The sequence below is a fragment of the Rhodocyclaceae bacterium genome (assembly GCA_020248265.1).
Taxonomy (GTDB): domain Bacteria; phylum Pseudomonadota; class Gammaproteobacteria; order Burkholderiales; family CAIKXV01; genus CAIKXV01.
The window spans coordinates 290074-312853 of record JADCHX010000004.1; the positions used below are offsets into that span (position 1 = coordinate 290074).

A 22780-nucleotide genomic window follows, 5' to 3' on the forward strand; every position below is an offset into this window, starting at 1 on the left:
CCCGGGCCCCCGCGCAGGCTGCAGCGTCAGTCGAGCTGCAGCCTGCGCGCGCGGATCAGCTTCGCCCACTTCTCGTTCTCGGCGCGCACGAATGCACCGAACGCCTCGGCGCCCAGCGGGCTGACCTCGGCACCGACCCCGGCGAACTTGCCGCGCACCTCGGGCTGGTCGATCGCGCGGATCAGTGCGGCGGACAGCAGTGCCACCACGTCCTTCGGAATGCCGGCCGGCCCGACCAGCCCCTGGAAGCCCACCGATTCCATCGCGCCCAGCCCGAGCTCGCGCACCGACGGCGCGTCCGGGAGCTGCGGATCCCGCTTCGGACCGGTCACCGCGAGCGCGCGCAGCTTGCCGGCGCGGATCATCGGCAGCAGCGCGCTGCCGGCGTCGATCATGATCTGGGTCTGGCCACCCAACAGTTCGGCGATCGCCGGTGCACTTCCCTTGTAGGGCACATGGGTCAGTGCCAGGCCGGTCGCGGCATTCATCAGTTCGCCGTTCAGGTGGGTCGAGGTACCGGCACCGCCGGAGGCGAAGTTGGCCTTGCCGGCGTTGGCCTTTGCCCAGGCGATGAACTCGCGCAGGTCCTTCGCCGGATGGTCGGCGCGCGTGGCCGCGATGTAGCTGCCCTGGCTGATCTGCCCGATCCAGGTGAACTGCTTCACCGGGTCGTATGGCATCTTCGCCTGCAGGTAGGGCGCGATCGCGAACGGACCGGTGTTGGCGACCAGCAGCGTGTAGCCATCGGCATTGGCACGGGTCAGATCGGCGGCGGCGATCGTGCCACCCGCGCCCGGCCGGTAGTCGATCACCAGCGACTGCTTCAGCGCGTCCTGCAGCGGCGTCTGTATCACGCGCGCGGTGAAGTCGATGCCGCCGCCCGGCGGATAGCCGACGATCAACCGGATCGGCTTCGACGGAAACGGCTGGGCCAGCGCCGGGCCGCCAGCGAGGGCGACCACCAGCAGCAGGCCGTGCAGGATGGGGTTCAGTCTGTTCATGGCGCTGCCTCCTTCGACGCGGGCCTGCGGATGAGTCCGTTCGCGATCGCATGCTAACCCGGCCGGCGCGGCCGATGTCCGTTCGCGTCGACGGCACTGGAAGCGGGAAAGGATTGACGATCGACCGACGCGGCTTGGAGAATCGGAGTGTGGCGATACCATCGCATTGCAGATGATCCGAGCCCGCTGCGCACGCAGGTGAAGGGTCGACCGATTTTCGTTTCCGGGGGGCGGATGGACGGGCAGTCGAGCAGGGAAAACGGGGCAGGCTGCGAGGTCACACGCGACGTGGAGTACTCGCGCGGGGGCGTGGGCTTCACCAGTGACGATCCGCGCCAGCGGCCCCTGCGGCTCGACATCTACCATCCGCCGGTCACGCTGCGGGCATCGGGCGGTCGGCCGGCATTGATCCTCGCCTTCGGTGGTGCCTTCCATCGGGGTTCGAAGGAAGACGACACGGTGCAGGAGGACGGCCCGAAGAACACCCCGATCGCCGAATACTGCCGCCGGTTCGCCGAGCGCGGCTATGTCTGTTTCTCGATCGATTACCGGCTGATCCCGGAAGATCCCGATCCGGGCACGATCCCGGTACTGGTGAACCCCGACAGCGTGCCGCGTTCGCGGCTCGACGTGGTGCGCCGGCAGATGAACCTGCCCCCGGCGACGAGCGAAATGGTCGCCAACGGCGTCGAGGCGGCTGCAGTCGACTTCACCGCCGCGATCGGTTGGGTCCGGGCCAATGCCGTGCGTCTGGCGCTGGATCCGTCGCGTATCGCGGTCGGCGGTTTCTCCGCTGGCGGCCGCTCGGCGCTGCACGCGGTCTTCGCGCGCCAGGCCGAAGCCGCCGCGGTGGTCTGCCTGTCCGGTTACCTGGGCCTCGACGAACTCGAGCGCCATGTCAGAGGCCTGCCGGGCGAGCCGCCGGTGCTTGCGCTGTGGGGCGAGAACGACCTCGATTATGTACGCGAGCAGGCGCCGGCACTGGTCGAGCATGCAGGTGCGGTCGGGCTGCCGGTCACCGCGCACCGTATACCGGGTGTCGGCCATTTCTACCCTGCATCGACTGCCCTGGCACCTTGCGCGGACGGTCCGGCGACGGTCGAGCAGGCCATCGAGGTGTTCCTCGCGTCGACGCTGCAGCGCGCCCGAGCCTGATGCGGTCCATCCCTTGAGCGTCATCGCGGTCTTCAACCAGAAGGGTGGCGTCGGCAAGACCACGACGACGCTCAACGTATCGACGTCGGTGGCGCAGCGGGGCCTTGCGACGGTGGCGATCGACCTCGATCCGCAGGCCCACCTGACGCTTGCGTTCGGCCAGCGCGCATTTGCGAAGGGGGACAGCTGCCATTCCTTCTTCGCGGAGAACAAGCCGCTGGCCGGCATGCTGCGCGAGACAGCCCAGGGTGTGCGGCTGCTGCCGGGAGCGCCCGACCTTTCGAAGGTGGATGCGCTGCATGCCTCCGACGCGGGCATCTCGGGCAAGCTGCGCCAGGGCATTGCGGCGATGATCGAAGAGACGCAGCACCGCGGCCCGGTGTTCATCGATTGCTGCCCGATGCTGGGCGTGCTCACGCTCAATGCGCTGATCGCAGCCGACAGTGTACTGATCCCGGTGTCGGCCGATTACCTTTCGCTGCAGGGCGTGCACCGGCTCGACGCCGCGCTGAACGTACTCGAGCAGCGGCTCAACCGCAAGTTCCTGCGCCGGGTCGTGATCACCCGCTACGACGCAAGGCGCAAACTGGCCGCCGGGGTCCGGGAAGAGCTCGCGCGGCGTTACGGCGCCAGTCTCTGCAACACGCGTATCGCCGAGAACGTCGCGATCGCCGAGAGCCCGATGCACGGCAAGGACGTGTTCAGCCACTCGCCGTCCAGCCCGGGCGCGCGCGACTATCGGGCACTGACCGAGGAACTGCTCGCGGCAGGCTTCTTCGGCTGAGCCGCTGGCCGACGCGCAGTGTGCTGAGCCGCGGCCTGCAGGAAGGTGGGCGCAGCGCGGTGGCGAACGAACGCCCGGCGCCGCCATGCATCACCGCCTCGGAATCACTTCGCCGGCAGGGCGCCGCTGCGGATCTGTGCTGCGATCTGCTCGATTACCTGGAACGTGCGCTCGTGGCCCTGGGTCATCGAGGGGGAAGTGAGGTAGCGCCCGTTGACCACCAGCGAAGGCGTTCCCGAAAGCTGGTAGGCCTTGCTCATCTGGATCGCGCGCTGCACGCGGCTGTCGACGCCGAACGAACCGTAGACCTCGGCGAACTGTTTCGGGTCCACGCCACGCTTGCCGACCCACGCCTGCATCTTCGCGAGGTCGCCGAGGTCGACTTTCTGTTCATGGATCGCCGTGAATACGTCGTCGTGCAGGCGGTCGAGTTGACCCATCGCCTCGAGCGTGTAGAACAGCCGCGTATGCGGGATCCAGCTCTCGCGGAACACGGCGGGCACGCGGCGGACTTCGATGTCCGGCGACTTCTTCTTGAGCCAGGCCTTCATCGCCGGCTGCAGGTCGAAGCAGTGCGGGCATCCGTACCAGAAGAACTCGATGACCTCGATCCGCTTCGGGTTATCGACCGGCTGCGTCGGCTGCAGCACACGGTAGTCCTTGCCCGCGACCAGTGGCTGGGCAACCGCGGGAGCACCGAGGCTGACGAAGGCAGCCAGCAGGACTGCATGGATCAGGGGTTTGAACATGATCGAATCTCCGGTGGAACACGCCTGGGGCAGACAACGCCGTTACGGTTTCTGCTCGCGAACCTTGATGGACGCGGCCTCGATGCCGTTGGCGGCGAGCTGGCCGCGGACGCGGGCGAGCGCGTCGGCATCATCATACGGCCCGAGGCGGACACGATGCCAGATGCCCTTGTCGCCGAGATTGGCTGTCTGGATGGCTGCCTCGAGCCCCATCAGCGCGAGCCGTGCCTTCAGGTTGTCCGCATCCTGCGCGTTCTGGAAGGCGCCGGCCTGAAGGAAGAAGCGCTCCTGCGTGGACGCCTTCGCATCGGCGCCACGGTTGCGCAGGTCCTGGTCGGTCGCCGGCTGCTCGACGCCGGGGAGGATCGTGTAGAAATCGAAGCGCGGCTTGGCGTCTGCGGCGGCCTTGCCCGACTCCGGCGCGGCGACCGCCCCGGGGACGGCGGCCTTGCCTGGCTCCACCGGGGCAGCCTTGTCTGGTGCCTGCACCGTCGCCGCCGGCTTGTCGCGGGCAGCGAACGGATTGGCTGCGCGGTTCAGGTAAAAGGCGATCGCCAGCGCCGCCACAAGCCCGAGCACGAGGCCGATGAACACGCCCAGGATCATGGTTCCGCTCCGGCCCCTGGGCTCGGTTTTCTTGTAGTCGCGGCTCATCGTGGCAGTTCAGGCAGGGTGGACATGTGAAGGGCTACATGCGCGCCGGCGCGGAGACGCCGAGCAGTGCCAGGGCGGCGGCGAGCACGGTACGCACCGCGTCGAGCAGCGCCAGCCGGGCCAGTCGCAGCGACGCGTCGTCGACCAGGACCTTCTCGGCGTTGTAGTAGCTGTGGAAGTCGCCCGCGAGGTCTTTCAGGTAGAACGCGATGCCGTGCACCGCGAGTTCGCCGGCCGCGCCTTCGAGCACTTCGGGCCACGCGGAGAGCCGGTCGATCAGCGCCAGTTCGTGCGGGTGCTCGATCGGCGAGAGGTCCACGCCGTCGAGCGCATGCAGGCCGGCCTGTTCCGCCTCGCCCGTCCACGCCTCGAACACGCTGCAGATGCGCGCATGGGCATACTGGATGTAATAGACGGGATTCTCGTTCGAGCGCGACTTGGCGAGGTCGAGGTCGAAGTCGAGGTGCTGGTCGCTCTTGCGCAGCACGTAGAAGAAGCGCGCCGCATCGTTGCCGACCTCGCCGCGCAGTTCGCGCAGCGTGACGAACTGGCCGGAGCGGGTCGACATCGAGACCTTCTCGCCGTTGCGGTAGAGCACCGCGAACTGCACAAGCGCGACGGTCAGCCGGTCTGCATCGGCGCCGCTCGCGCGCAGCGCGCCCATCACGCGCGGGATGTAGCCGTGGTGGTCGGCGCCCCACACGTCGATCACGCGGTCGAAGCCGCGCTCGAACTTGTCGAGGTGGTAGGCGATGTCGGAGGCGAAATAGGTGAACGCACCGTTGTCGCGCTGGACCACCCGATCCTTCTCGTCGCCAAAGGCAGTCGAGCGGAACCACAGGGCGCCGTTCTCGCGATACAGATGCCCGGCTGCCTGCAGACGTTCGACCGCGCGTGCGACTGCGCCGCCATCGAACAGAGATCGCTCCGAATACCAGCGGTCGAAGGTGACGCCGAAGCCGTCGAGATCGTCACGGCAGTCGCCGAGCTGGGTTTCGAGTGCGTGCCGGTGCAGCACGGCATAGCCGTCGCCGAGCAGCCGCTTCGCTGCGTCGATCAGCGCATCGAGATGGGTCTCGCGCCGCGCCTTCGAGGCCGGGTCATCGTCGCCGGCCTGCGGCAGGCCGGGCGTGCCCTCGACGACCGTGGCAGCCGGACGGACGAAGGTGTCGCCATGCGCGGCGGCCAGCGACCGCGCCATCTCGCGCACGTAGTCGCCCTGGTAACCGTTGGGCGGAAACTCGATGGACTGGCCGGCGTGGTCGAGATAACGCAGCCAGGTGGACAGCGCGAGGATGTCCATCTGCCGGCCTGCGTCGTTCACGTAGTACTCGCGGCTCACGTCGCAGCCTGCGGCTTCGAGCACGTTGGCCAGGCTCGCGCCATAGGCGGCGCCGCGGCCGTGGCCGACATGCAGCGGCCCGGTGGGGTTTGCCGATACGAACTCGACCTGTACCCGCTGCCGCTGCGAGGGCGAGCGCCGGCCGTAGGCCGCGCCCTCGCCGCGCACCACGTGGACGACAGCCCGTCGTGCCGCGCGCGACACGGTGAGGTTGATGAACCCCGGGCCGGCGATCTCGGCCTTCTCGAGGGCGCCGGATGCCGGAAGAGCTGCGATCAGCTGCGCCGCGATCTCGCGTGGCGGGCGACCGAGCGGCTTCGCCAGCTGCATCGCCAGGTTGCAGGCGTAGTCGCCATGGCTGCGCTGCTTCGGCCGCTCGAGCTGCACCGCGACGCCGCTGCCGGGGGCGACGGCGGCGAGCGCCTGCTCCAGCAGTGCGATGCAGGTGGATTTAAGGTCGGACGGGGCCATCTTTCGTATCGCCAATGTCATTCGGCATCAGGGCCGGTAGTTTACTTTGCGCGGCGATCGTTCAGGGGCCTGTTTCGCAGTGCGCAGCGCGCCCGTCACAGCTCGAGCGGATCGACGTCGAGGATCCAGTGCACCTTCGACGCGCGCTGCGCCGAGAGCGCCTGCCGCCAGGCCGCGAGGAAGCGCTGGAAGCGGCCACGCTGAGTCGATTGCACCAGCAGCTGCGCCCGCTCCCGCCCGGCCCTGCGCACCAGTAGTGCCGGCACCGGGTCGTACACGGTGACCGCCGGGTCGAGGCCGGCAGCCAGCGACGCCGCTGCAGTCAGGAACTCGATCGCATCGGCGAGGGCGACCGCGTCGGCGCGCAGGATCGCCTGCGACGAGAACGGCGGCAGCCGCATCAGCCGTCGTTCGTCCAGCAACTGGCTGGCGAATCGCGCGTAGTCGTGGCGGGCCAGGGCCTCGAACAGCGGATGCTGCGGGATCGACGTCTCGATCAGTACCCGTCCCGGAAGCTCGGCGCGGCCAGCGCGGCCAGCCACCTGGGTAAGCAGCGCGAACAGCCGCTCCGGGGCACGGAAGTCGCTGCTGTAGAGCGCCTGGTCGCTGTCGATCACTCCGACCAGTGTGAGCCGCGGGAAATCGTGTCCCTTGGCCAGCATCTGGGTGCCGACCAGCAGGTCCACTTCGCGGCGCTGGATGCGTTCGCGCGCCGCCTCCCAGGCCGCAGCACTGCGTACCGTATCGCGATCGACACGCATCAGCCGGGCGCCGGGCAGCAGGCGGGCGAGCGTTTCCTCGAGGCGCTCGGTACCGAGGCCGAGCGCGGTCAGGTCGGGATTGCCGCAGGTGGGGCAGAACTGCGGTGGCCGCTGCGACTGCCCGCAATGATGGCAACGCAGCGTACGCTGCCGCTGGTGCAGCACCAGACGGGCACTGCAGCGGTCGCAGCCGGCCGCCCAGCCGCATCCGTTGCATCTGAGCACCGGCGAGTAGCCGCGCCGGTTGATCAGCACCAGCCCCTGTTCGCCGCGGTCGATCTGCGCGGCCAGCGCCTTCAGCAGTGGCTCGGATGGCTCGGGCTTGTGCGCGGCCATCTTCGGGTAGCGGCGCAGGTCGATGATTTCGATCGACGGCATCGGACCGGTCGGCCGCTCGTCCAGCCGCAACAGCCGGTAGCGCCCTGACTGCGCGTTGTGCAGCGTCTCGAGCACCGGGGTGGCGCTGCCCAGCACCACCGGGATGCCGCGCGAGCGGGCGCGCCAGACCAGCACGTCGCGTGCGTGGTAGCGCAGGCCTTCCTCCTGCTTGAACGAGGCGTCGTGTTCTTCATCGACGACCACCAGCCCGAGCCGGGGCATGGGCGCGAACGCTGCCAGTCGGGTGCCGACCACCACGTCGGCGCTGCCATTGGCCGCCGCCAGCCAGCGCCGCGCACGCTCGGCTGCGGGCAAGCCGCTGTGCAGTACCGCGATGCGGGCACCGTGGAGGTCGCCAGCCAGTGCGGCGCCGAGCTGCGGGGTCAGGTTGATCTCGGGCACGAGCAGCAGCACCTGCTGTCCTCGGGCCAGGACCTTCTCCATCGTGCGCGCGTAGACCGTCGTCTTGCCGCTGCCGGTGACGCCGAACAGCAGATGCACGCCGAATGTGCCGAGGCTGTCGTGCAGCGCGGCGATGGCGGCCGCCTGCCCGGAGCTCAGCGAGAATCCCGGCTCCGGCTGCGCCGCCGCCGCGGCGTCCGCGTTCGCGTCCGGCGCGCGTCGCGCGGGATCGCCGGCCGGCTCTATCCATCCGGCTTCGGCGAATCGGCGCAGCAGTCCCGCGAGGGCCGGGTCGCGGCCATCCGCAGGATGCAGCGATGCCTCTGCCACGACAGGTGCCGCAGCGAGCCGGTCGAGCAGGGCCTGCTGCTTCGGTGCCGGACGGCCCGGCGGGGCAGCCTGCCGCGCGCGCCCCTGCTCGGTCAGTGTCCACGCCTGCGGTCGGGACTTGCGCGCCAGGGCGGTCGCAGGGACGGCTGGCGGGAGGGCGGAGAACAGCGCGGCACCGAAGGGGTGCTGGTAGTAGATGCTGGCGAAGCGCACGGTGTCGATCACGTCCGCCGGGATCGGCGGCAGCGTCCGGTCCACGGGGCCGATCGGCTTTACCTGCGCGTCCGGCACGTCGGATGCCTCCGTGAACCCGGTGATGATCCCGATGGCCCGGGTGCGCCCGAACGGCACCTGCACCCGCCGACCGATATCGTGCGGAGATGCGTCCACGTTGCGGTAGTCGAACAGCCGGTCGAGGGGCACGTCCAGCGCGACGCGAACGTAGCGCTGACCGGGGTCAGGCGGAGGCTGACGGACAGAGCTGGGGCTGTGGATAACTTTGTCGATAATTTTCGCCAAAGCCGTCTGTCAAGGGTCTTCCGCCCCCGGAATCCGGCAGTCCGATCGCCAACGAGCAGCAGAACCGTTTGTAATCAGATGCTTGCAGAAGCCTTTTCACAGGCTGTCGAGAATTGGGCCGGTGAACAGGTTTGCGGCGATCTGTGCATAAGCCATATCCTGCAGATTCTGTCCAGCACGAATCCGCAGGCCTGTCCGATCAACCGGCCGCGTGGAAACGACGGCTGCGCTGGTGCACTGCATCGACCAGGAAGCCGACATTCTCGGGTGGCGTGAACCGCGTGATGCCGTGCCCGAGGTTGAATACATGGCCCGACCCGTTGCCGTAGCTGGCGAGGATCTTCTCGACCTCGTCCTCGATCGTCTCGCGGTTGGTCAGCATCACCAGCGGGTCGAGATTGCCCTGGATCGCCACCGTGCCGCCGACGCGGCGGCGGGCTTCGCCGATGTCGATCGTCCAGTCGACGCCGACCGCATCGGCACCAATAGCCGCGATCGATTCCAGCCAGACGGCACCGCCCTTCGTGAACACGATCACCGGGACCTGGCGGCCCTCGGCCTCGCGCCGGATCGAGCCGACGATCTGCTGCAGGTAGCGCAGCGAAAACTCACGATAGCGTTCGGCCGACAGCGTGCCTCCCCAGGTGTCGAACAGCATGACAGCCTGCGCGCCGGCCGCGATCTGCGCGTCCAGGTAGATGCTGATCGCACGTGCATTGGTGTCGAGCAGCTGGTGCATCAGCTTCGGATCGGTGTACATCAACTGCTTGACCCGTGCGAAATCGTCGCTGCCGCCGCCTTCGATCATGTAGCAGGCCAGCGTGAACGGGCTGCCGGAGAAGCCGATCAGAGGCACCTTGCCGTCGATGCCACGGCGACATTCCGAGATCGCGTCCATCACGTAGCGCAGGTCGGTGTCCGGATCGGGCAGACGCAGCGATTCGATCGACTTTGCGTCGCGCAGCGGGCGCTCGAAACGCGGCCCTTCGCCCTCGGCGAAGTACAGGCCGAGACCCATCGCGTCGGGGACGGTCAGGATGTCGGAAAAGACAATCGCCGCATCGAGGTCGAACCGGTCCAGCGGCTGCAGCGTCACTTCGGCGGCCATCGAGGGCGACTTCATGAGCGCCACGAAGCTGCCGGCGCGGGCGCGCGTCTGGTTGTACTCGGGCAGGTAGCGGCCAGCTTGCCGCATCACCCAGACCGGCGTCTGGTCGACCGGCTGGCGCATCAGCGCGCGCAGCAGCCTGTCGTTACGAAGTGGGGACATGTAGGGTTCCTGTCGTGTCTGGGCCGGTGGAGCCCGGCCCGGGCAAACCCGAGTATAGGGGGAGTGCCGGATGTGCCGTCAGCGCGGCAGTTCGGAGCTGCCCATCAGGAACTCGTCGACGGCGCGGGCGCACTGCCGCCCCTCCCGGATCGCCCATACGACCAGTGACTGCCCGCGCCGCATGTCGCCTGCCGCGAACACCTTCGGCGAACTGGTCGTGTAGCTGGCTGCGCCCTCGGTGGTTGCCTTTGCGTTGCCGCGGGCATCGCGCGCGACCCCGAAGGTATCGAGCACGCTCGCTACCGGGCCGGTGAAGCCCATGGCGAACAGTACCAGGTCGGCCTTCACTTCGAACTCGGAGCCAGGCACCTCGCGCATCTTCATCTGGCCGGTGGCCTCGTCCTTCGCCCACTCGACCCGGGCGCCGATCAGCGCCGCGACGTTGCCGTGCCCGTCGTCCTTGAACGACTTGGTGGTCACGGCCCAGTCGCGCTCGCAACCTTCTTCGTGCGAGGACGAGGTGCGCAGCCGGATCGGCCAGTACGGCCACACCAGCGGCTTGTCCTCCTCCTCGGGCGGCTGCGGCAGCAGTTCGAACTGGGTGACTGCGCTGGCGCCATGGCGGTTCGAGGTACCGACGCAGTCGGACCCGGTATCGCCTCCCCCGATCACCACCACGTGCTTGCCGGTCGCCATCAGCTGCCCGGCGACCTGGTCGCCCGCGACCACCTTGTTCTGCTGAGGCAGGAACTCCATCGCATAGTGGATTCCGCGCAGGTTGCGGCCTGGTACCGGCAGGTCGCGTGGCACTTCCGCTCCCCCGGCCAGCACGACCGCATCGAATTCCGATGTCAGCTGTTCCGGCGAGACCGTCTGTGTCGACGATGCGCTCACGCCGGCCGCCTCGACCTTGCCTACCAGCACGCCAGTGCGGAACTCGACGCCTTCGGCCGCCATCTGCTCGACGCGACGGTCGATGTGCGACTTCTCCATCTTGAAGTCGGGAATGCCGTAGCGCAGCAGCCCGCCGATGCGGTCGCTCTTCTCGAATACGGTGACGGAATGGCCGGCGCGCGCGAGCTGCTGCGCGCAGGCGAGCCCCGCCGGGCCGGATCCGACGACCGCGACCTTGCGGCCCGTGCGGTGCGTCGGCGGCAGCGGCACGACCCAGCCGTTCTCCCAGCCTTTGTCGATGATCGCGTGCTCGATCGACTTGATGCCGACCGGGTCATTGTTGATGTTCAGCGTGCAGGCGGCCTCGCACGGCGCTGGACAGATCCGGCCCGTGAACTCGGGAAAGTTGTTCGTCGAGTGCAACGTGTCGAGCGCCTGCTTCCAGTCCTGGTTGAACACCAGGTCGTTCCAGTCGGGGATGATGTTGTTGACCGGGCAGCCGTTCATGCAGAACGGCGTGCCGCAATCCATGCAGCGCGCGCCCTGTGTCTTGGCTGCGTCGTCGGTCAGCCGCAGCACGAACTCGCGATAGTGCTTCACGCGCGACTGCGGGGCCTCGTACGTCTCGTCGACCCGCTGGAACTCCATGAACCCGGTGATCTTGCCCATTGCCGTCCTTGCTGTTCAGGTGGTGCAGGGTGGTTGTACTAAGCAGCCATCCGGCTGCCGCTGGCGGCCATCTCGCCCAGGGCTCGCCGATACTCGCCCGGGAATACCTTCACGAAACGTACACGCCAGCTCGCCCAGTCGGCGAGGATCGCCTTCGCGCGTGCGCTGCCCGAGAGCTGCGCATGGCGGGCCAGCATTCCCAGGACGATCGCCTCGTCGGACTGCCCGCGGTGCCAGAGGCCACGCGCGAGTTTCGCTTCCTGTTCCGACTCCGGCAGCAGCGGCTCCAGTGCGACCATCGACAGGTTGCAGCGTTCCGCGAACTGACCGTCCTCGTCGAGCACGTAGGCGAGCCCGCCGCTCATGCCGGCGCCGAAGTTGCGGCCCGTCTTGCCGAGCACCAGTACCGTACCGCCGGTCATGTACTCGCAGCCATGGTCGCCGACGCCTTCGACCACCGCGTCGGCCCCCGAGTTGCGCACCGCGAAGCGCTCGCCAGCCACGCCCCGGAAGTAGCCCTCGCCAGCGATCGCCCCGTAGAGCACCGTATTGCCGACGATGATGTTCTCGTGCGGCTCGCCTGTGAATTTCGACGATGGCTGCACGATGATGCGCCCGCCCGACAGGCCCTTGCCGACGTAGTCGTTGCCTTCGCCGATCAGGTTGATCGTGACGCCACGGGCCAGGAATGCGCCCAGGCTCTGGCCGGCCGACCCTGCGAAGCGGATGTGGATCGTATCGTCGTCCAGCCCTTCATGGCCGTAGCGGCGCGCGACCTCGCCCGACAGCATCGTACCCGCGGTACGGTTACCGTTGCGGATCGGCATCTCGATCGTGACCTTCTCGCGCCGCTCGAGTGCAGGCAGTGCCAGTTCGATCAGGCGATGGTCGAGTGCACCGTCGATGCCGTGGTCCTGTGTTTCGCGCTGGCAGCGCGCGATCGATTCGGCGACGGCCGGTTGGTGGAAGATGCGCGAAAAGTCGAGGCCCTTGGCCTTCCAGTGCTCGATGCCCTTCTTCATGTCGAGCAGGTCGGCGCGGCCGATCAGCTCGCTGAAATGGCGCACGCCGAGCTGCGCCATCAGCTCGCGGATTTCCTCCGCGATGTAGAAGAAGAAGTTGATCACGTGTTCCGGCTTGCCCTGGAACTTCTTGCGCAGCTCCGGATCCTGGGTGGCGACGCCGACCGGGCAGGTGTTCAGGTGGCACTTGCGCATCATGATGCAGCCTTCGGCCACCAGCGGTGCAGTGGCGAAGCCGAACTCGTCGGCGCCGAGCATCGCGCCGATGACCACGTCGCGGCCGGTCTTCATCTGGCCGTCGACCTGCACGGCGATGCGGCCGCGCAGGTCGTTCAGCACGAGGGTCTGCTGCGTCTCGGCCAGTCCCAGCTCCCAGGGCGTGCCGGCGTGCTTGATCGACGACCACGGGCTCGCGCCGGTGCCGCCGTCATGGCCGGCGATGGTCACATGGTCGGCCTTCGCCTTCGCCACGCCGGCGGCAACGGTGCCCACGCCCAGCTCGGAGACCAGCTTGACGCTGATCGAGGCGCGCGGGTTGGCATTCTTCAGGTCGTGGATCAGTTGCGCGAGGTCTTCGATCGAATAGATGTCGTGGTGCGGCGGCGGCGAGATCAACCCGACGCCGGGCACCGAGAAGCGCAACTCTGCGATGTACTCGGACACCTTGTGCCCGGGCAGCTGGCCACCTTCGCCGGGCTTCGCGCCCTGCGCCATCTTGATCTGGATCTGGTCGGCCGATGAAAGGTATTCGGCGGTGACGCCGAAGCGGCCGGACGCGACCTGCTTGATCTTCGAGCGCAGGCTGTCGCCGGCCTGCAGTGGCAGGTCGATCGCGACCCGGTCGGCGCCCAGCCGGCTGGCCAGCGTGTCGCCTTCGTTCACTGCCTGGTAGCGGCGGCGGTCTTCGCCGCCCTCACCGGTGTTCGACTTGCCACCGATGCGGTTCATCGCGATCGCCAGCGTGGCGTGTGCCTCGGTCGAGATCGAGCCAAGCGACATCGCACCGGTGGAGAAACGCTTGACGATTTCCTTCGCCGGCTCGACTTCCTCGATCGGCACCGGCTTGCGGCTGTCGAAGCGGAAATCGAACAGGCCGCGCAGCGTCATCAGCCGCCGGCTCTGGTCGTTGATGATCTGCGCGTACTCCTTGAACGTCGAATAGCTCGACGCCCGTGCCGCATGCTGCAGCTTGGCGATCGCGTCCGGCGTCCACATGTGCTCTTCGCCGCGCACGCGGAAGGCATACTCGCCGCCGGCGTCCAGGGCGTTGGCGAGCACCGGGTCGTTGCCGAAGGCCGCCCGGTGCATGCGGATCGCTTCATCGGCCACCTCGAACAGGCCGATGCCCGACACATTGCTTGCGGTGCCGCGGAAATACTTCTGCACCAGCGGCTGCGCAAGGCCGACCGCCTCGAAGATCTGCGCGCCGGTGTAGGACATGTAGGTCGAGATGCCCATCTTCGACATGACCTTCATCAGGCCCTTGCCGATCGCCTTCACGTAGTTCTTGACCGCGACCTTCGCGCTGGTGCCGCTGGCGGCGCCGATCGCCATCACGCTTTCGAGCGCGAGCCAGGGGTGCACCGCCTCGGCGCCGTAGCCGGCGAGCAGCGCGAAGTGATGGGTTTCGCGTGCCGAGCCGGTCTCGACGACCAGGCCCGCGCTGGTACGCAGGCCCTTGCCAACCAGGTGCTGGTGGATCGCCGAGGTGGCGAGCAGGGCCGGGATCGCGACCTGGTCGCGGTCGACCTTGCGATCCGACACGATCAGGATGTTGTAGCCCGACACGACCGCATCCTCGGCTTCCGCCGCGAGGCTGGCGAGCCGTGCCTCGATCGCTTCCTTGCCCCAGGCGATCGGGTAGCAGATGTCGAGTTCATATGAACGGAACTTGTTCTCGGTCGCCGCCGCGATGCCGCGGATCAGGGTCATCTGTTCGAAGTCGAGAACCGGCTGGCTCACTTCGAGCCGGATCGGCGGATTCGTCTCGTCGATACCCAGCAGGTTCGGCTTGGGGCCGATGAACGACACCAGACTCATCACCAGCTGCTCGCGGATCGGGTCGATCGGTGGGTTGGTGACCTGGGCGAACAGCTGCTTGAAGTAGTGGTACAGCGGCTTCGGGCGGTTCGACAGCACCGACAGCGGGGAGTCGTTGCCCATCGAGCCGACGGCTTCCTCGCCGACCACGGCCATCGGCTGCATCAGGAACTTGAGGTCTTCCTGGGTGTAGCCGAAGGCCTGCTGACGGTCGAGCAGCGTCTCGCGGGGTTCCTGGGGCGCGCTGTCGCCGGCCTCGAGGTCGTCGAGCTTGATCCGGATGCGATCGATCCATTCGCGGTACGGCTTGGCCGAGGACAGCGTGTACTTGAGCTCGGCGTCGTCGATGATGCGGCCGGCCTCGGTGTCGATCAGGAACATCTTGCCCGGCTGCAGGCGCCACTTCTTGACGATCTTCTCTTCCGGGATCGGCAGCACGCCGGTCTCGGAGGCCATCACGACCAGGTCGTCGCTGGTGACGATGTAGCGTGCCGGACGCAGGCCGTTGCGGTCGAGCGTTGCGCCGATCTGGCGGCCGTCGGTGAACGCCACCGCTGCCGGCCCGTCCCACGGTTCCATCATTGCGGCGTGATATTCGTAGAACGCCCGGCGACCCGCGTCCATCAGCGTATGGCCTTCCCAGGCCTCGGGAATCAGCATCATCATCGCGTGGGCGAGCGAATAGCCGCCCATCACAAGCAGTTCGAGCGCGTTGTCGAACGAAGCCGAGTCGGACTGTCCGTCATAGATCAGCGGCCAGATCTTCTCGAGATCGTCGCCGAGCACCGGCGAGCTGATCGCCGCCTGGCGTGCGCGGATCCAGTTCACGTTGCCGCGCAGCGTGTTGATTTCGCCGTTATGCGCGATCATCCGGAACGGATGAGCGAGGTCCCAGGTCGGGAAGGTGTTGGTGGAGAACCGCTGGTGCGCCAGGGCGAGCGCCGAGGTGACGCGCGGGTCTTTCAGGTCGACGAAATAGTCGGCCAGACTTTCGGCCAGCAGCATGCCCTTGTAGACGATGGTGCGCGCCGACATCGACGGCACGTAGAACTCCTTGCCGTGCGCGAGCTGCAGTGCCTGGATCGCATGGCCGGACGACTTGCGGATGATGTACAGCTTGCGCTCGAGCGCATCGGTGACGGTCACGCCGGCGCCGCGGCCGATGAACACCTGGCGGATCATCGGCTCGATCGGTTTCACGCTCTCGCCCAGGAAGGAGCTGTCGACCGGCACGTCGCGCCAGCCCAGCAGCACCTGGCCTTCGGCCCAGATCGCGCGTTCGATCTCGCGCTCGCAGGCATAGCGGCTGGCCGGTTCGCGCGGCAGGAAGCAGAAGCCGACGCCGTACTCACCGGGTGCAGGCAGCTCGATACCCTGCCTGGCCATCTCTTCGCGGAAGAAGGCATCCGGGATCTGAATCAGCACGCCGGCGCCGTCGCTCGCCTTCGGATCGGCTCCGACCGCGCCGCGGTGGGTCAGGTTCTTCAGGATCAGCAGGCCTTGCTCGACGATCGAGTGGCTCTTCTTTCCCTTGATGTGCGCGACGAAGCCGACGCCGCAGGCATCGTGCTCGCGCGCCGGATCGTACAGGCCCTGCGCTTCCGGGAGGCCCGGACGGGACAACGGCTGCGTCTGGCCTTGGAACAGGGCGTCGTCGGAGCTGCCCGATCGCTGTGCTTGCGGGATTTGTGAGTGATCACTCATGGCCGACCTCGGTGCAGGAAGGGAACGCAGCCCCGGGTGCGGCACCAGCCACCCTGCAGGTACGTCCAGAGGCGACGAAAGCCGCGGCGGGCGCGGCTTTCGGAAGGTCTACCGGGGGCATTCGACGCATCCACCAGGGCGCGTACGAGCTTCGACCGGTCGAGCCCGCAAGTGTAACCTCGGAGCCGCATTGCAGCAATGCGGGCGCAGGTTGTGCGGGCTCGGCCTTTCCGGCTCAGTGTTCGTCGACGCTGAAAAGGCGGCGGTGTTCGCGCATCGCGTAGCGGTCTGTCATGCCTGCAATATAGTCTGCGATCGCTCTGGCTGCGTCGACTCCGGCCCTGGCCTGGTCCTGCGGCGGCAGCAGCCGGTGGTCGCCGATGAAGGCCGAGAACAGTTCGGTCAGGATGCGCTGCGACTTGCCGCTCATCCGCACCACCCGATAGTGCCGGTACAGAGCGTGGCGCAGGAACTGCTTGAGTTCCATCTGCTCCGCCGCGACCGCCGGGCTGAAGCCGATCAGCGGCGGCAGGGCGCGCACCGCGTCGATCGAATCCGGCGCGTGCAGCGCGATCAGCCGGCAGCTTTCGGTGGTGAGGTCGATGACCAGCGTGTTGATCATCCGGCGGATCGTCTCGTGGATCAGCCGCCGGCCGTCGAGCCCTGGATGGCGCTCGCGCACCTGGGCCACATGGCGAGCGAAGATGCTCACCCCTTCGAGTTGCGCGAGGGTTATCAGCCCGGAGCGCAGGCCATCGTCCACGTCGTGGTTGTTGTAGGCAAGCTCGTCGGCGACGTTGGCCAGTTGCGCTTCCAGCGACGGCTGTTCGCCGCGCAGGAAGCGTTCGCCGATCGGACCAAGCTGCTCGGCATTGCGGCGTGAACAGTGCTTGAGGATGCCTTCGCGGGTCTCGAAGGTGAGGTTCAGTCCGTCGAAGTCGGCGTACCGCTCCTCGAGCAGGTCGACCACCCGCAACGACTGGAGGTTGTGCTCGAAGCCGCCGTGCTCGCGCATGCACGCGTTCAGCGCGTCCTGTCCGGCGTGGCCGAAGGGCGTATGCCCGAGGTCGTGCGCGAGCGAAATCGCCTCGGTGAGTGCCTCGTTCAACCCGAGGTTGCGCGCGATCGAGCGCGCGATCTGCGCCACCTCGAGGCTGTGCGTCAGGCGTGTACGGAACAGGTCGCCCTCATGGTTGACGAAGACCTGGGTCTTGTATTCGAGGCGGCGGAACGCGGTCGAATGGATGATCCGGTCACGGTCGCGCTGGAACTCGTCGCGCCCGGCGGGCGGCGGTTCAGCGTGTACCCGTCCGCGTGACCGGCCGCTCGATGCCGCATACGGTGCCAGGCCCGTCTCAGCCATGGGCGGCGGCTCCTGCGAGCGTCGCCTCGAGCGCCGCCGGGTCATAGTCGCCAGTCGTCAAGGCGTTGCCCAGTCCGTGCAGCAGCACCAGCCGGATGCGCCCGCCGCGGACCTTCTTGTCGTGTCCCATCAGGTCGAGCCAGCGGGCGGCCGGCATCGTCGGCGCCTCGATCGGCAGTTGCGCCAGCGAGAACAGGCGCCTGACCCGCCCAACGTCGGACTCCGACAGCCAGCCCAGGCGCGCGGACATGTCTGCGGCCAGCACCGTGCCGGCCGCGACGGCTTCGCCATGCAGCCATTGGCCATATCCGACACCGGTTTCGATCGCATGGCCAAAGGTATGGCCCAGATTCAGCGTTTCGCGCAGGCCGGCCTCGCGCTCGTCGGCCGCGACCACCTCGGCCTTGTGCTCGCAGGAGCGACGCACCGCATGCGCGAGCGCTGCGGGGTCGCGCGCCAGCAGCCCAGGCAGGTTCGGCTCGAGCCAGTCGAGGAAGACGGTATCGCGAATCAGTCCGTACTTGATCACCTCCGCTAGCCCTGCGGACAGTTCGCGGTCGGGCAGGGTGTCGAGCAGCGCGGTATCGGCCAGCACCAGCCCGGGCTGGTGGAACGCGCCGATCATGTTCTTGCCCTGCGGGTGGTTGATCGCGGTCTTGCCGCCGACCGACGAATCGACCTGGGCCAGCAGGGTGGTCGGGATCTGCACGAACGGTACGCCGCGCTGCCAGGTCGCGGCCGCGAAGCCGGCCAAGTCTCCGATCACCCCGCCGCCAAGAGCGATCACCGGCGTGCGGCGATCACAGCGGTGTGCGATGAGGTGGTCGAACACGGTGTTGAGCACCTGCCAGTTCTTGTTTTGCTCACCGTCGGGCAGCACGATCGGCACGGCCTCGACGCCGGCAGCGGCGAGCGCGGCGCAGACCGGTGCGAGGTAGAGCGCTCCGACCACCTCGCTGGTGACCAGCGCCGCCCGGCCGGGCTTCAGGTGGGTGCCGATCAGCGCGCTGTCAGTCGACACGCCGCGGCCGATGATGATCGGATAGCTGCGATCGGCGAGACATACTTCGACGGTTTCGATCGGCCCGGCAGCGGTCCCCGGGCCTGGACGGGGGGATTCGACGATCATCGTGACTCCGTGGCGGATGCGGCCGGGACACAGGTTTCAAGGCTGGCGGCCGTATCCGCCTCCCCCCTGAGCCGATCGTTGAGCCGGTCGACCAGCCGCGTGACCATCGACTTCACGCTCTCGTGCGTGCTTTCGATCGTCACGTGGGCGGTCTCGACGTAGAGGGGTTCGCGTGCCGCCAGCAGGTCGACGATCCGCTGCTGGGGATCGCTGGTCGCAAGCAGCGGTCTGCTGCGGTCGCGCCGTGTTCGATGCCAGATCTCGGCTGCGGACGCCTTGAGGTAGATGACCAGTCCGCGCTCATGCAACCGGCTGCGGCTTTCTCCGGACAGGACGGCGCCACCGCCGGTCGCGAGGACGATGTCCGGAAGCATCGTGAGTTCGTCGATCACCTGGCGTTCACGCTGCCGGAAACCTGCCTCGCCCTCGATCTCGAAGATGACCGGGATGGTGACCCCGCAGCGCGCCTCGATCTCCTGGTCGGTGTCGATGAACCGCTTGCCCAGTCGCTGGGCCAGTAACCGGCCGACCGAGGTCTTGCCCGCGCCCATCATGCCGACCAGGAAAACGCTGCCTTCGATCACGCACGGCGCCTGCGCGCAGGCGTCTTCGCACGCAGCGTCGACGGATTGCGGCAGGTCGGTGCAGGGTTCGTTGACTTCCATGTGTCGATTGTAGCGCGCGCTGCAACGCCGCCTGCCGCGCGCCGAAAACGAAACGGGCGTGCATTGCACGCCCGTCTGTTTCCGGATGAGGCGACCTGCTAACGCGAGGAGAGCCGGTCGTTCAACACGCGTGGGGTGACGAAGATCAGCAGTTCGCGCTTGTCGTCGACGATCGTACGGTCGCGGAACAGGAAACCGACGAACGGAATGTCGCCGAGCACCGGAACCTTGTTGACCGTCTGCCGGGAGTCCTGCGTGTAGATGCCGCCGATCACCACCGTGCCGCCGTTCTCGACCAGCACCTGCGTGCTGATCTGGCGCGTGTTGATGGCCGGGCCGGACTGGGTGTTCTGTCCGACGCTGTCGTTGTTCACGTTGAGCGTCATGATCACGTTGCCATCGGGGGTGATCTGCGGCCGTACCTTCAGCGACAGCGTCGCCTTCTTGAACGACACTGCAGTCGCACCGCTGGCGGTGGCCTGCTGGAACGGGATCTCCGTGCCCTGCTCGATCGTCGCTTCGATCTGGTCGGCGGTGATCACGCGCGGGCTGGACACGATGCGGCCACGCCCCTCGGCCTGCAGTGCCTGCACTTCCAGGTTCAGGAAACGCGACAGGCTGTCGTTGAATACGACCACCGAGAACGCACCTGGCCGGGCACCGCCGATCGTCTGGGCCGGCAGGTTCACGCCGAGACTCTGTGTCAGGGTCGGGATCGGCGTGGCGATCTGGCTCGTCAGGAAGCCAGTGCTCTCCAGGTTGCCGCCGAAGGTCAGCCGCTGTGAAGAGTTGCCCAATGCGTGGCCAGGCTGCCGGTCGAACACGCCGAGCCGTGCGCCGAGGTTGCGGGAGAACGTGTCTGCTGCCTCGACTACGCGTGCCTCGATCATCACCTGCCGCACCGGCACGTCGATCTGCCGCACCAGGCGGCGCATCTCGTCGAGCTTGCTCGGGGTGTCCTGGATGAACAGGGTGTTGGTGCGTGGATCGATGACCGCGCTTCCGCGTCGCGACAGCACGCGCTGCTGAGGATCCGTGAGGATCTTCTGGAACGCCTCGGCGCGTGCGTAGTTGAGCTGGAAGGTCTCGGTGCGCACCTGTTCCAGTTCGGCCAGCTGCTGCCGTGACTCTGCCTCGAGCTTGTCGCGTGTCGCGAGTTCATCGCGGGGCGCGATCCACATCACGTTGCCGGTCTTGCGCAGGTCCAGGCCTTTCGCCTGGAGGATGATGTCCATCGCCTGGTCCCAGGGGACGTCCTTCAAACGAAGCGTGAGGTTTCCGCTGACCGTGTCGCTCGTGATGATGTTCAGGCCGGTGAAGTCGGCCAGTACCTGGAGAACGGCACGCACTTCGACGTTCTGGAAGTTCAGCGACAGCTTGTCCCCGGTGTAGCGGCGCTGACCGCTACCGAGCCGGGTCGCGTCCTCGATCACCGGCTTCACCTCGAGGATGAAGCGGTTGTCGGCCTGGTATGCGGACTGCTCCCACTGGCCGCGCGGCTGGATCTCCAGTCGGACCATGTCGCCAGCCTGTTGCGCGTTGATGAACTGCACCGGCGTCGAGAAGTCGGTGACGTCCAGACGCCGCTGCAGGTGCTGCGGCATCTGCGTGCGCTGGAACTCGACGACGATGTTGCGGCCCTGCTGCCTGACGTCGATGCCGGTGTTGTTGTCGGCGAGGTCGATCACGACATTACCGGCGCCTTCGCTGGTGCGCCGGAAATCGATGTTCAGGATGCGGTGCTGCCGGCCGCCGCCCGTGTCTTCCGCGAAGCGCGTCGGCGCGGGTGCGACGCCAGCGGCGATACCGCCTGCGCCCTGCAATGCGACGATGATCGTGTTGCCCTCGACACGCGCTTCGTGCGGGACCGTACGAGTCATGTTGAGCACAAGACGCGTGCGGTTGCCGACCTGCACCAGGTTCACGCTGCGCAGGTCGCCCTGGCCGATGTCCTGGGAGTTCCTGCCAGTGCCGTTCGCAGTGTTCGGGAAGTCGAACGACAGGCGCGACGGGTTGGAGATCTGGAATCCGGCCGGCGCGGCGCTCGGCGCTTCCTTCAGCGTGATGCGTACCAGCACGTTGCCGCCCTGAGCGATCGCCGCGGTGACCGACTGGATGGCATTGCCTGCTTGCGCTGCAGGTGCGTTCTGCGCGAGCGCGGAGCCGGCAACGACCAGGGCCAGAACCGAGACAAGCATCTTCCACGCTGCGGTCAAGCCGCGCACCGAGCGATGGTCCACCAGTGTCCGGGCCGACCCGCACTGCGAGATCGAGCGATTCATTTTTTTGTCTCCGTTTCGTCTTGCATGAACAGCGAAGTGATCCGTTCGGTCCACTCGCCGGCGCCGTCCTGAATGAGTTCTTTCAGCTTCATGCCAGCCTCATCCACCTCGATGACCAGGCCGAAATTCTGGCCCATGTAGTTGTTCACGCGCACGCGGAACAGGTTGCTGTCGGGCGTGCGGATCAGTGCGAACAGCGTCTTCCCCTGCTGCAGCGAGCCGACCATCTTGAGGTTGTCGAGCGGGAAGGACTCGAGCGGCTCGCGCCGTCGGTTCAGGTCGGGTTGCAGCGCCCCCTTTGAACCTTTGGTGGGTTCGATCTTGCGCGGGCGAAACGGATCTTCCAGTTCGGCCGGGTTGTAGACGAATGGCTGGTTCACCTCGACCTTGGGCAGCGGGTCGATACGGGCGCGCGTGCCGGCGACCGTATCGGCGTCGGTGACGAACTGCTTGAGGTCCTGGAATTTTTCGGAGCCGCATCCGACCATCGCGAGGCCGAGTGCCAGCGGGACCAATTGGCGGCTGAATCTGTGCAGGGCGTTCATTATTTCTTCGCGGCGGCGGCTTGCGCTGCCTTGCGTTGTTTCGCGAGTTCTTCTTCGTCCAGATAACGGAAGGTCTTGGCGACCGCGTCCATCGTCAGGGCACCTTCGCGGCTACTTGCCACCGAGATATCGTTAAGTGTCACGATGCGCGGCAGCCGCGCGAGGTCGCTCGCGAATGCACCGATCTCGTGGTAGTTGCCTGTCACCCGGATGCTGATCGGCAGCTCGGCATAGAACTCGGACATGGTTTCCTGCGTGGCCGGCCGGAACAGTTCGAACTGCAGTCCGCGACCCAGGCCGGCCTGGTTGATGTCGGTGAGCAGCGCGTCCATTTCCGAGCGGTTGGGCAGTTGGCGCAGCAGGGCACCGAACGCCTGTTCGATGTCCTCAAGCTGCTTCTGGTACGCGGGCAGGTTGACTGCTTGCCGCTTCTTCTCGATGAAGGTCGTGCGCAGCGTCGACTCGCGCTCGCGCAGTGTGCTGATCTCGGAGAGCTGGTTCCGCCAGTCGAACCAGTAGCCGAGGAAGATCACCAGCAACAGCAGCAGCAGCAGGGTCACCAACTGCACCGCGATCGGCCACGACCCGATGTTCTGCGGGTCTAGGCGTCTGAGTTCGTTGAGTGTCATGGGAGGTGGCGGCGTGCGGTTG

Annotated in this window: 16 protein-coding genes; 2 read left to right on the forward strand and 14 right to left on the reverse strand. The window is 67.2% G+C overall.

Features of this window, described 5'->3' with window-relative positions; translation table 11 throughout:
- Window positions 1-26 precede the first annotated feature (26 nt).
- Window positions 27-1001, reverse strand: coding sequence for a tripartite tricarboxylate transporter substrate binding protein (locus ING98_05115; GenBank protein MCA3101233.1), 975 nt, complete (start codon window positions 999-1001; stop codon window positions 27-29).
- A gap of 309 nt (window positions 1002-1310) precedes the next feature.
- On the opposite strand from ING98_05115, the gene ING98_05120 reads away from it, so the two are divergent.
- Window positions 1311-2156, forward strand: coding sequence for an alpha/beta hydrolase (locus ING98_05120; GenBank protein MCA3101234.1), 846 nt, complete (start codon window positions 1311-1313; stop codon window positions 2154-2156).
- 13 nt (window positions 2157-2169) lie between these two features.
- A complete protein-coding gene (locus ING98_05125) occupies window positions 2170-2940 on the forward strand; it encodes a ParA family protein (GenBank protein ID MCA3101235.1) in 771 nt (256 codons plus the stop codon).
- 104 nt (window positions 2941-3044) lie between these two features.
- Here ING98_05125 and ING98_05130 read toward each other — a convergent pair whose 3' ends face one another.
- The 13 genes from ING98_05130 to ING98_05190 form a co-directional block, all read right to left on the reverse strand.
- Window positions 3045-3689: a thiol:disulfide interchange protein DsbA/DsbL gene (locus tag ING98_05130; protein ID MCA3101236.1), complete on the reverse strand. Its 645-nt coding sequence runs from the start codon at window positions 3687-3689 to the stop codon at window positions 3045-3047.
- Window positions 3690-3731: 42 nt separating this feature from the next.
- The gene (locus ING98_05135; protein ID MCA3101237.1) at window positions 3732-4295 is read right to left on the reverse strand and encodes an SPOR domain-containing protein; all 564 of its coding nucleotides are present in this window, start codon (window positions 4293-4295) and stop codon (window positions 3732-3734) included.
- A gap of 82 nt (window positions 4296-4377) precedes the next feature.
- Window positions 4378-6156 carry an arginine--tRNA ligase gene (locus tag ING98_05140; GenBank protein ID MCA3101238.1) on the reverse strand — a complete coding sequence of 593 codons (1779 nt, stop codon included), beginning with the start codon at window positions 6154-6156 and terminating at the stop codon, window positions 4378-4380.
- A 95-nt stretch (window positions 6157-6251) separates the two neighbouring features.
- Window positions 6252-8522 carry a primosomal protein N' gene (locus ING98_05145; GenBank protein ID MCA3101239.1) on the reverse strand — a complete coding sequence of 757 codons (2271 nt, stop codon included), beginning with the start codon at window positions 8520-8522 and terminating at the stop codon, window positions 6252-6254.
- A 223-nt stretch (window positions 8523-8745) separates the two neighbouring features.
- Complete coding sequence (locus ING98_05150) at window positions 8746-9816, reverse strand: uroporphyrinogen decarboxylase (GenBank protein MCA3101240.1); 1071 nt, start codon at window positions 9814-9816, stop codon at window positions 8746-8748.
- Between the two features lie 78 nt (window positions 9817-9894).
- Window positions 9895-11379: a glutamate synthase subunit beta gene (locus tag ING98_05155; protein ID MCA3101241.1), complete on the reverse strand. Its 1485-nt coding sequence runs from the start codon at window positions 11377-11379 to the stop codon at window positions 9895-9897.
- A gap of 38 nt (window positions 11380-11417) precedes the next feature.
- Window positions 11418-16145, reverse strand: a complete 4728-nt coding sequence (locus tag ING98_05160; GenBank protein MCA3101242.1) for a glutamate synthase subunit alpha — start codon at window positions 16143-16145, stop codon at window positions 11418-11420.
- 235 nt (window positions 16146-16380) lie between these two features.
- Window positions 16381-17508, reverse strand: a complete 1128-nt coding sequence (locus ING98_05165) for a deoxyguanosinetriphosphate triphosphohydrolase (protein MCA3101243.1) — start codon at window positions 17506-17508, stop codon at window positions 16381-16383.
- Complete coding sequence (gene aroB, locus ING98_05170) at window positions 17501-18589, reverse strand: 3-dehydroquinate synthase (GenBank protein ID MCA3101244.1); 1089 nt, start codon at window positions 18587-18589, stop codon at window positions 17501-17503. The genes ING98_05165 and aroB overlap by 8 nt, the downstream gene beginning before the upstream one ends.
- A gap of 44 nt (window positions 18590-18633) precedes the next feature.
- Window positions 18634-19302, reverse strand: coding sequence for a shikimate kinase (locus tag ING98_05175; GenBank protein MCA3101245.1), 669 nt, complete (start codon window positions 19300-19302; stop codon window positions 18634-18636).
- A 98-nt stretch (window positions 19303-19400) separates the two neighbouring features.
- Window positions 19401-21500 (reverse strand): type IV pilus secretin PilQ, encoded by a 2100-nt coding sequence (locus ING98_05180; protein ID MCA3101246.1) that lies wholly within the window; start codon window positions 21498-21500, stop codon window positions 19401-19403.
- Between the two features lie 80 nt (window positions 21501-21580).
- Entirely contained in the window at window positions 21581-22129 is a 549-nt protein-coding gene (locus tag ING98_05185) for a pilus assembly protein PilP (protein ID MCA3101247.1), read from the reverse strand.
- A complete protein-coding gene (locus tag ING98_05190; GenBank protein MCA3101248.1) occupies window positions 22129-22758 on the reverse strand; it encodes a type 4a pilus biogenesis protein PilO in 630 nt (209 codons plus the stop codon). Before ING98_05190 ends, ING98_05185 begins: the two co-directional genes overlap by 1 nt.
- Window positions 22759-22780 lie beyond the last annotated feature (22 nt).

What these genes read in the sequence shown, in the direction of transcription:
- ING98_05115 (MCA3101233.1), bottom strand. Translation starts at nt 1,001, where the DNA reads ATGAACAGACTGAACCCCATCCTGCACGGCCTGCTGCTGGTGGTCGCC.
- ING98_05130 (MCA3101236.1), bottom strand. Translation starts at nt 3,689, where the DNA reads ATGTTCAAACCCCTGATCCATGCAGTCCTGCTGGCTGCCTTCGTCAGC.
- ING98_05135 (MCA3101237.1), bottom strand. Translation starts at nt 4,295, where the DNA reads ATGATCCTGGGCGTGTTCATCGGCCTCGTGCTCGGGCTTGTGGCGGCG.
- ING98_05140 (MCA3101238.1), bottom strand. Translation starts at nt 6,156, where the DNA reads ATGGCCCCGTCCGACCTTAAATCCACCTGCATCGCACTGCTGGAGCAG.
- ING98_05150 (MCA3101240.1), bottom strand. Translation starts at nt 9,816, where the DNA reads ATGTCCCCACTTCGTAACGACAGGCTGCTGCGCGCGCTGATGCGCCAG.
- ING98_05155 (MCA3101241.1), bottom strand. Translation starts at nt 11,379, where the DNA reads ATGGGCAAGATCACCGGGTTCATGGAGTTCCAGCGGGTCGACGAGACG.
- ING98_05160 (MCA3101242.1), bottom strand. Translation starts at nt 16,145, where the DNA reads ATGAGTGATCACTCACAAATCCCGCAAGCACAGCGATCGGGCAGCTCC.
- ING98_05165 (MCA3101243.1), bottom strand. Translation starts at nt 17,508, where the DNA reads ATGGCTGAGACGGGCCTGGCACCGTATGCGGCATCGAGCGGCCGGTCA.
- ING98_05175 (MCA3101245.1), bottom strand. Translation starts at nt 19,302, where the DNA reads ATGGAAGTCAACGAACCCTGCACCGACCTGCCGCAATCCGTCGACGCT.
- ING98_05180 (MCA3101246.1), bottom strand. Translation starts at nt 21,500, where the DNA reads ATGCTTGTCTCGGTTCTGGCCCTGGTCGTTGCCGGCTCCGCGCTCGCG.
- ING98_05185 (MCA3101247.1), bottom strand. Translation starts at nt 22,129, where the DNA reads ATGAACGCCCTGCACAGATTCAGCCGCCAATTGGTCCCGCTGGCACTC.
- ING98_05190 (MCA3101248.1), bottom strand. Translation starts at nt 22,758, where the DNA reads ATGACACTCAACGAACTCAGACGCCTAGACCCGCAGAACATCGGGTCG.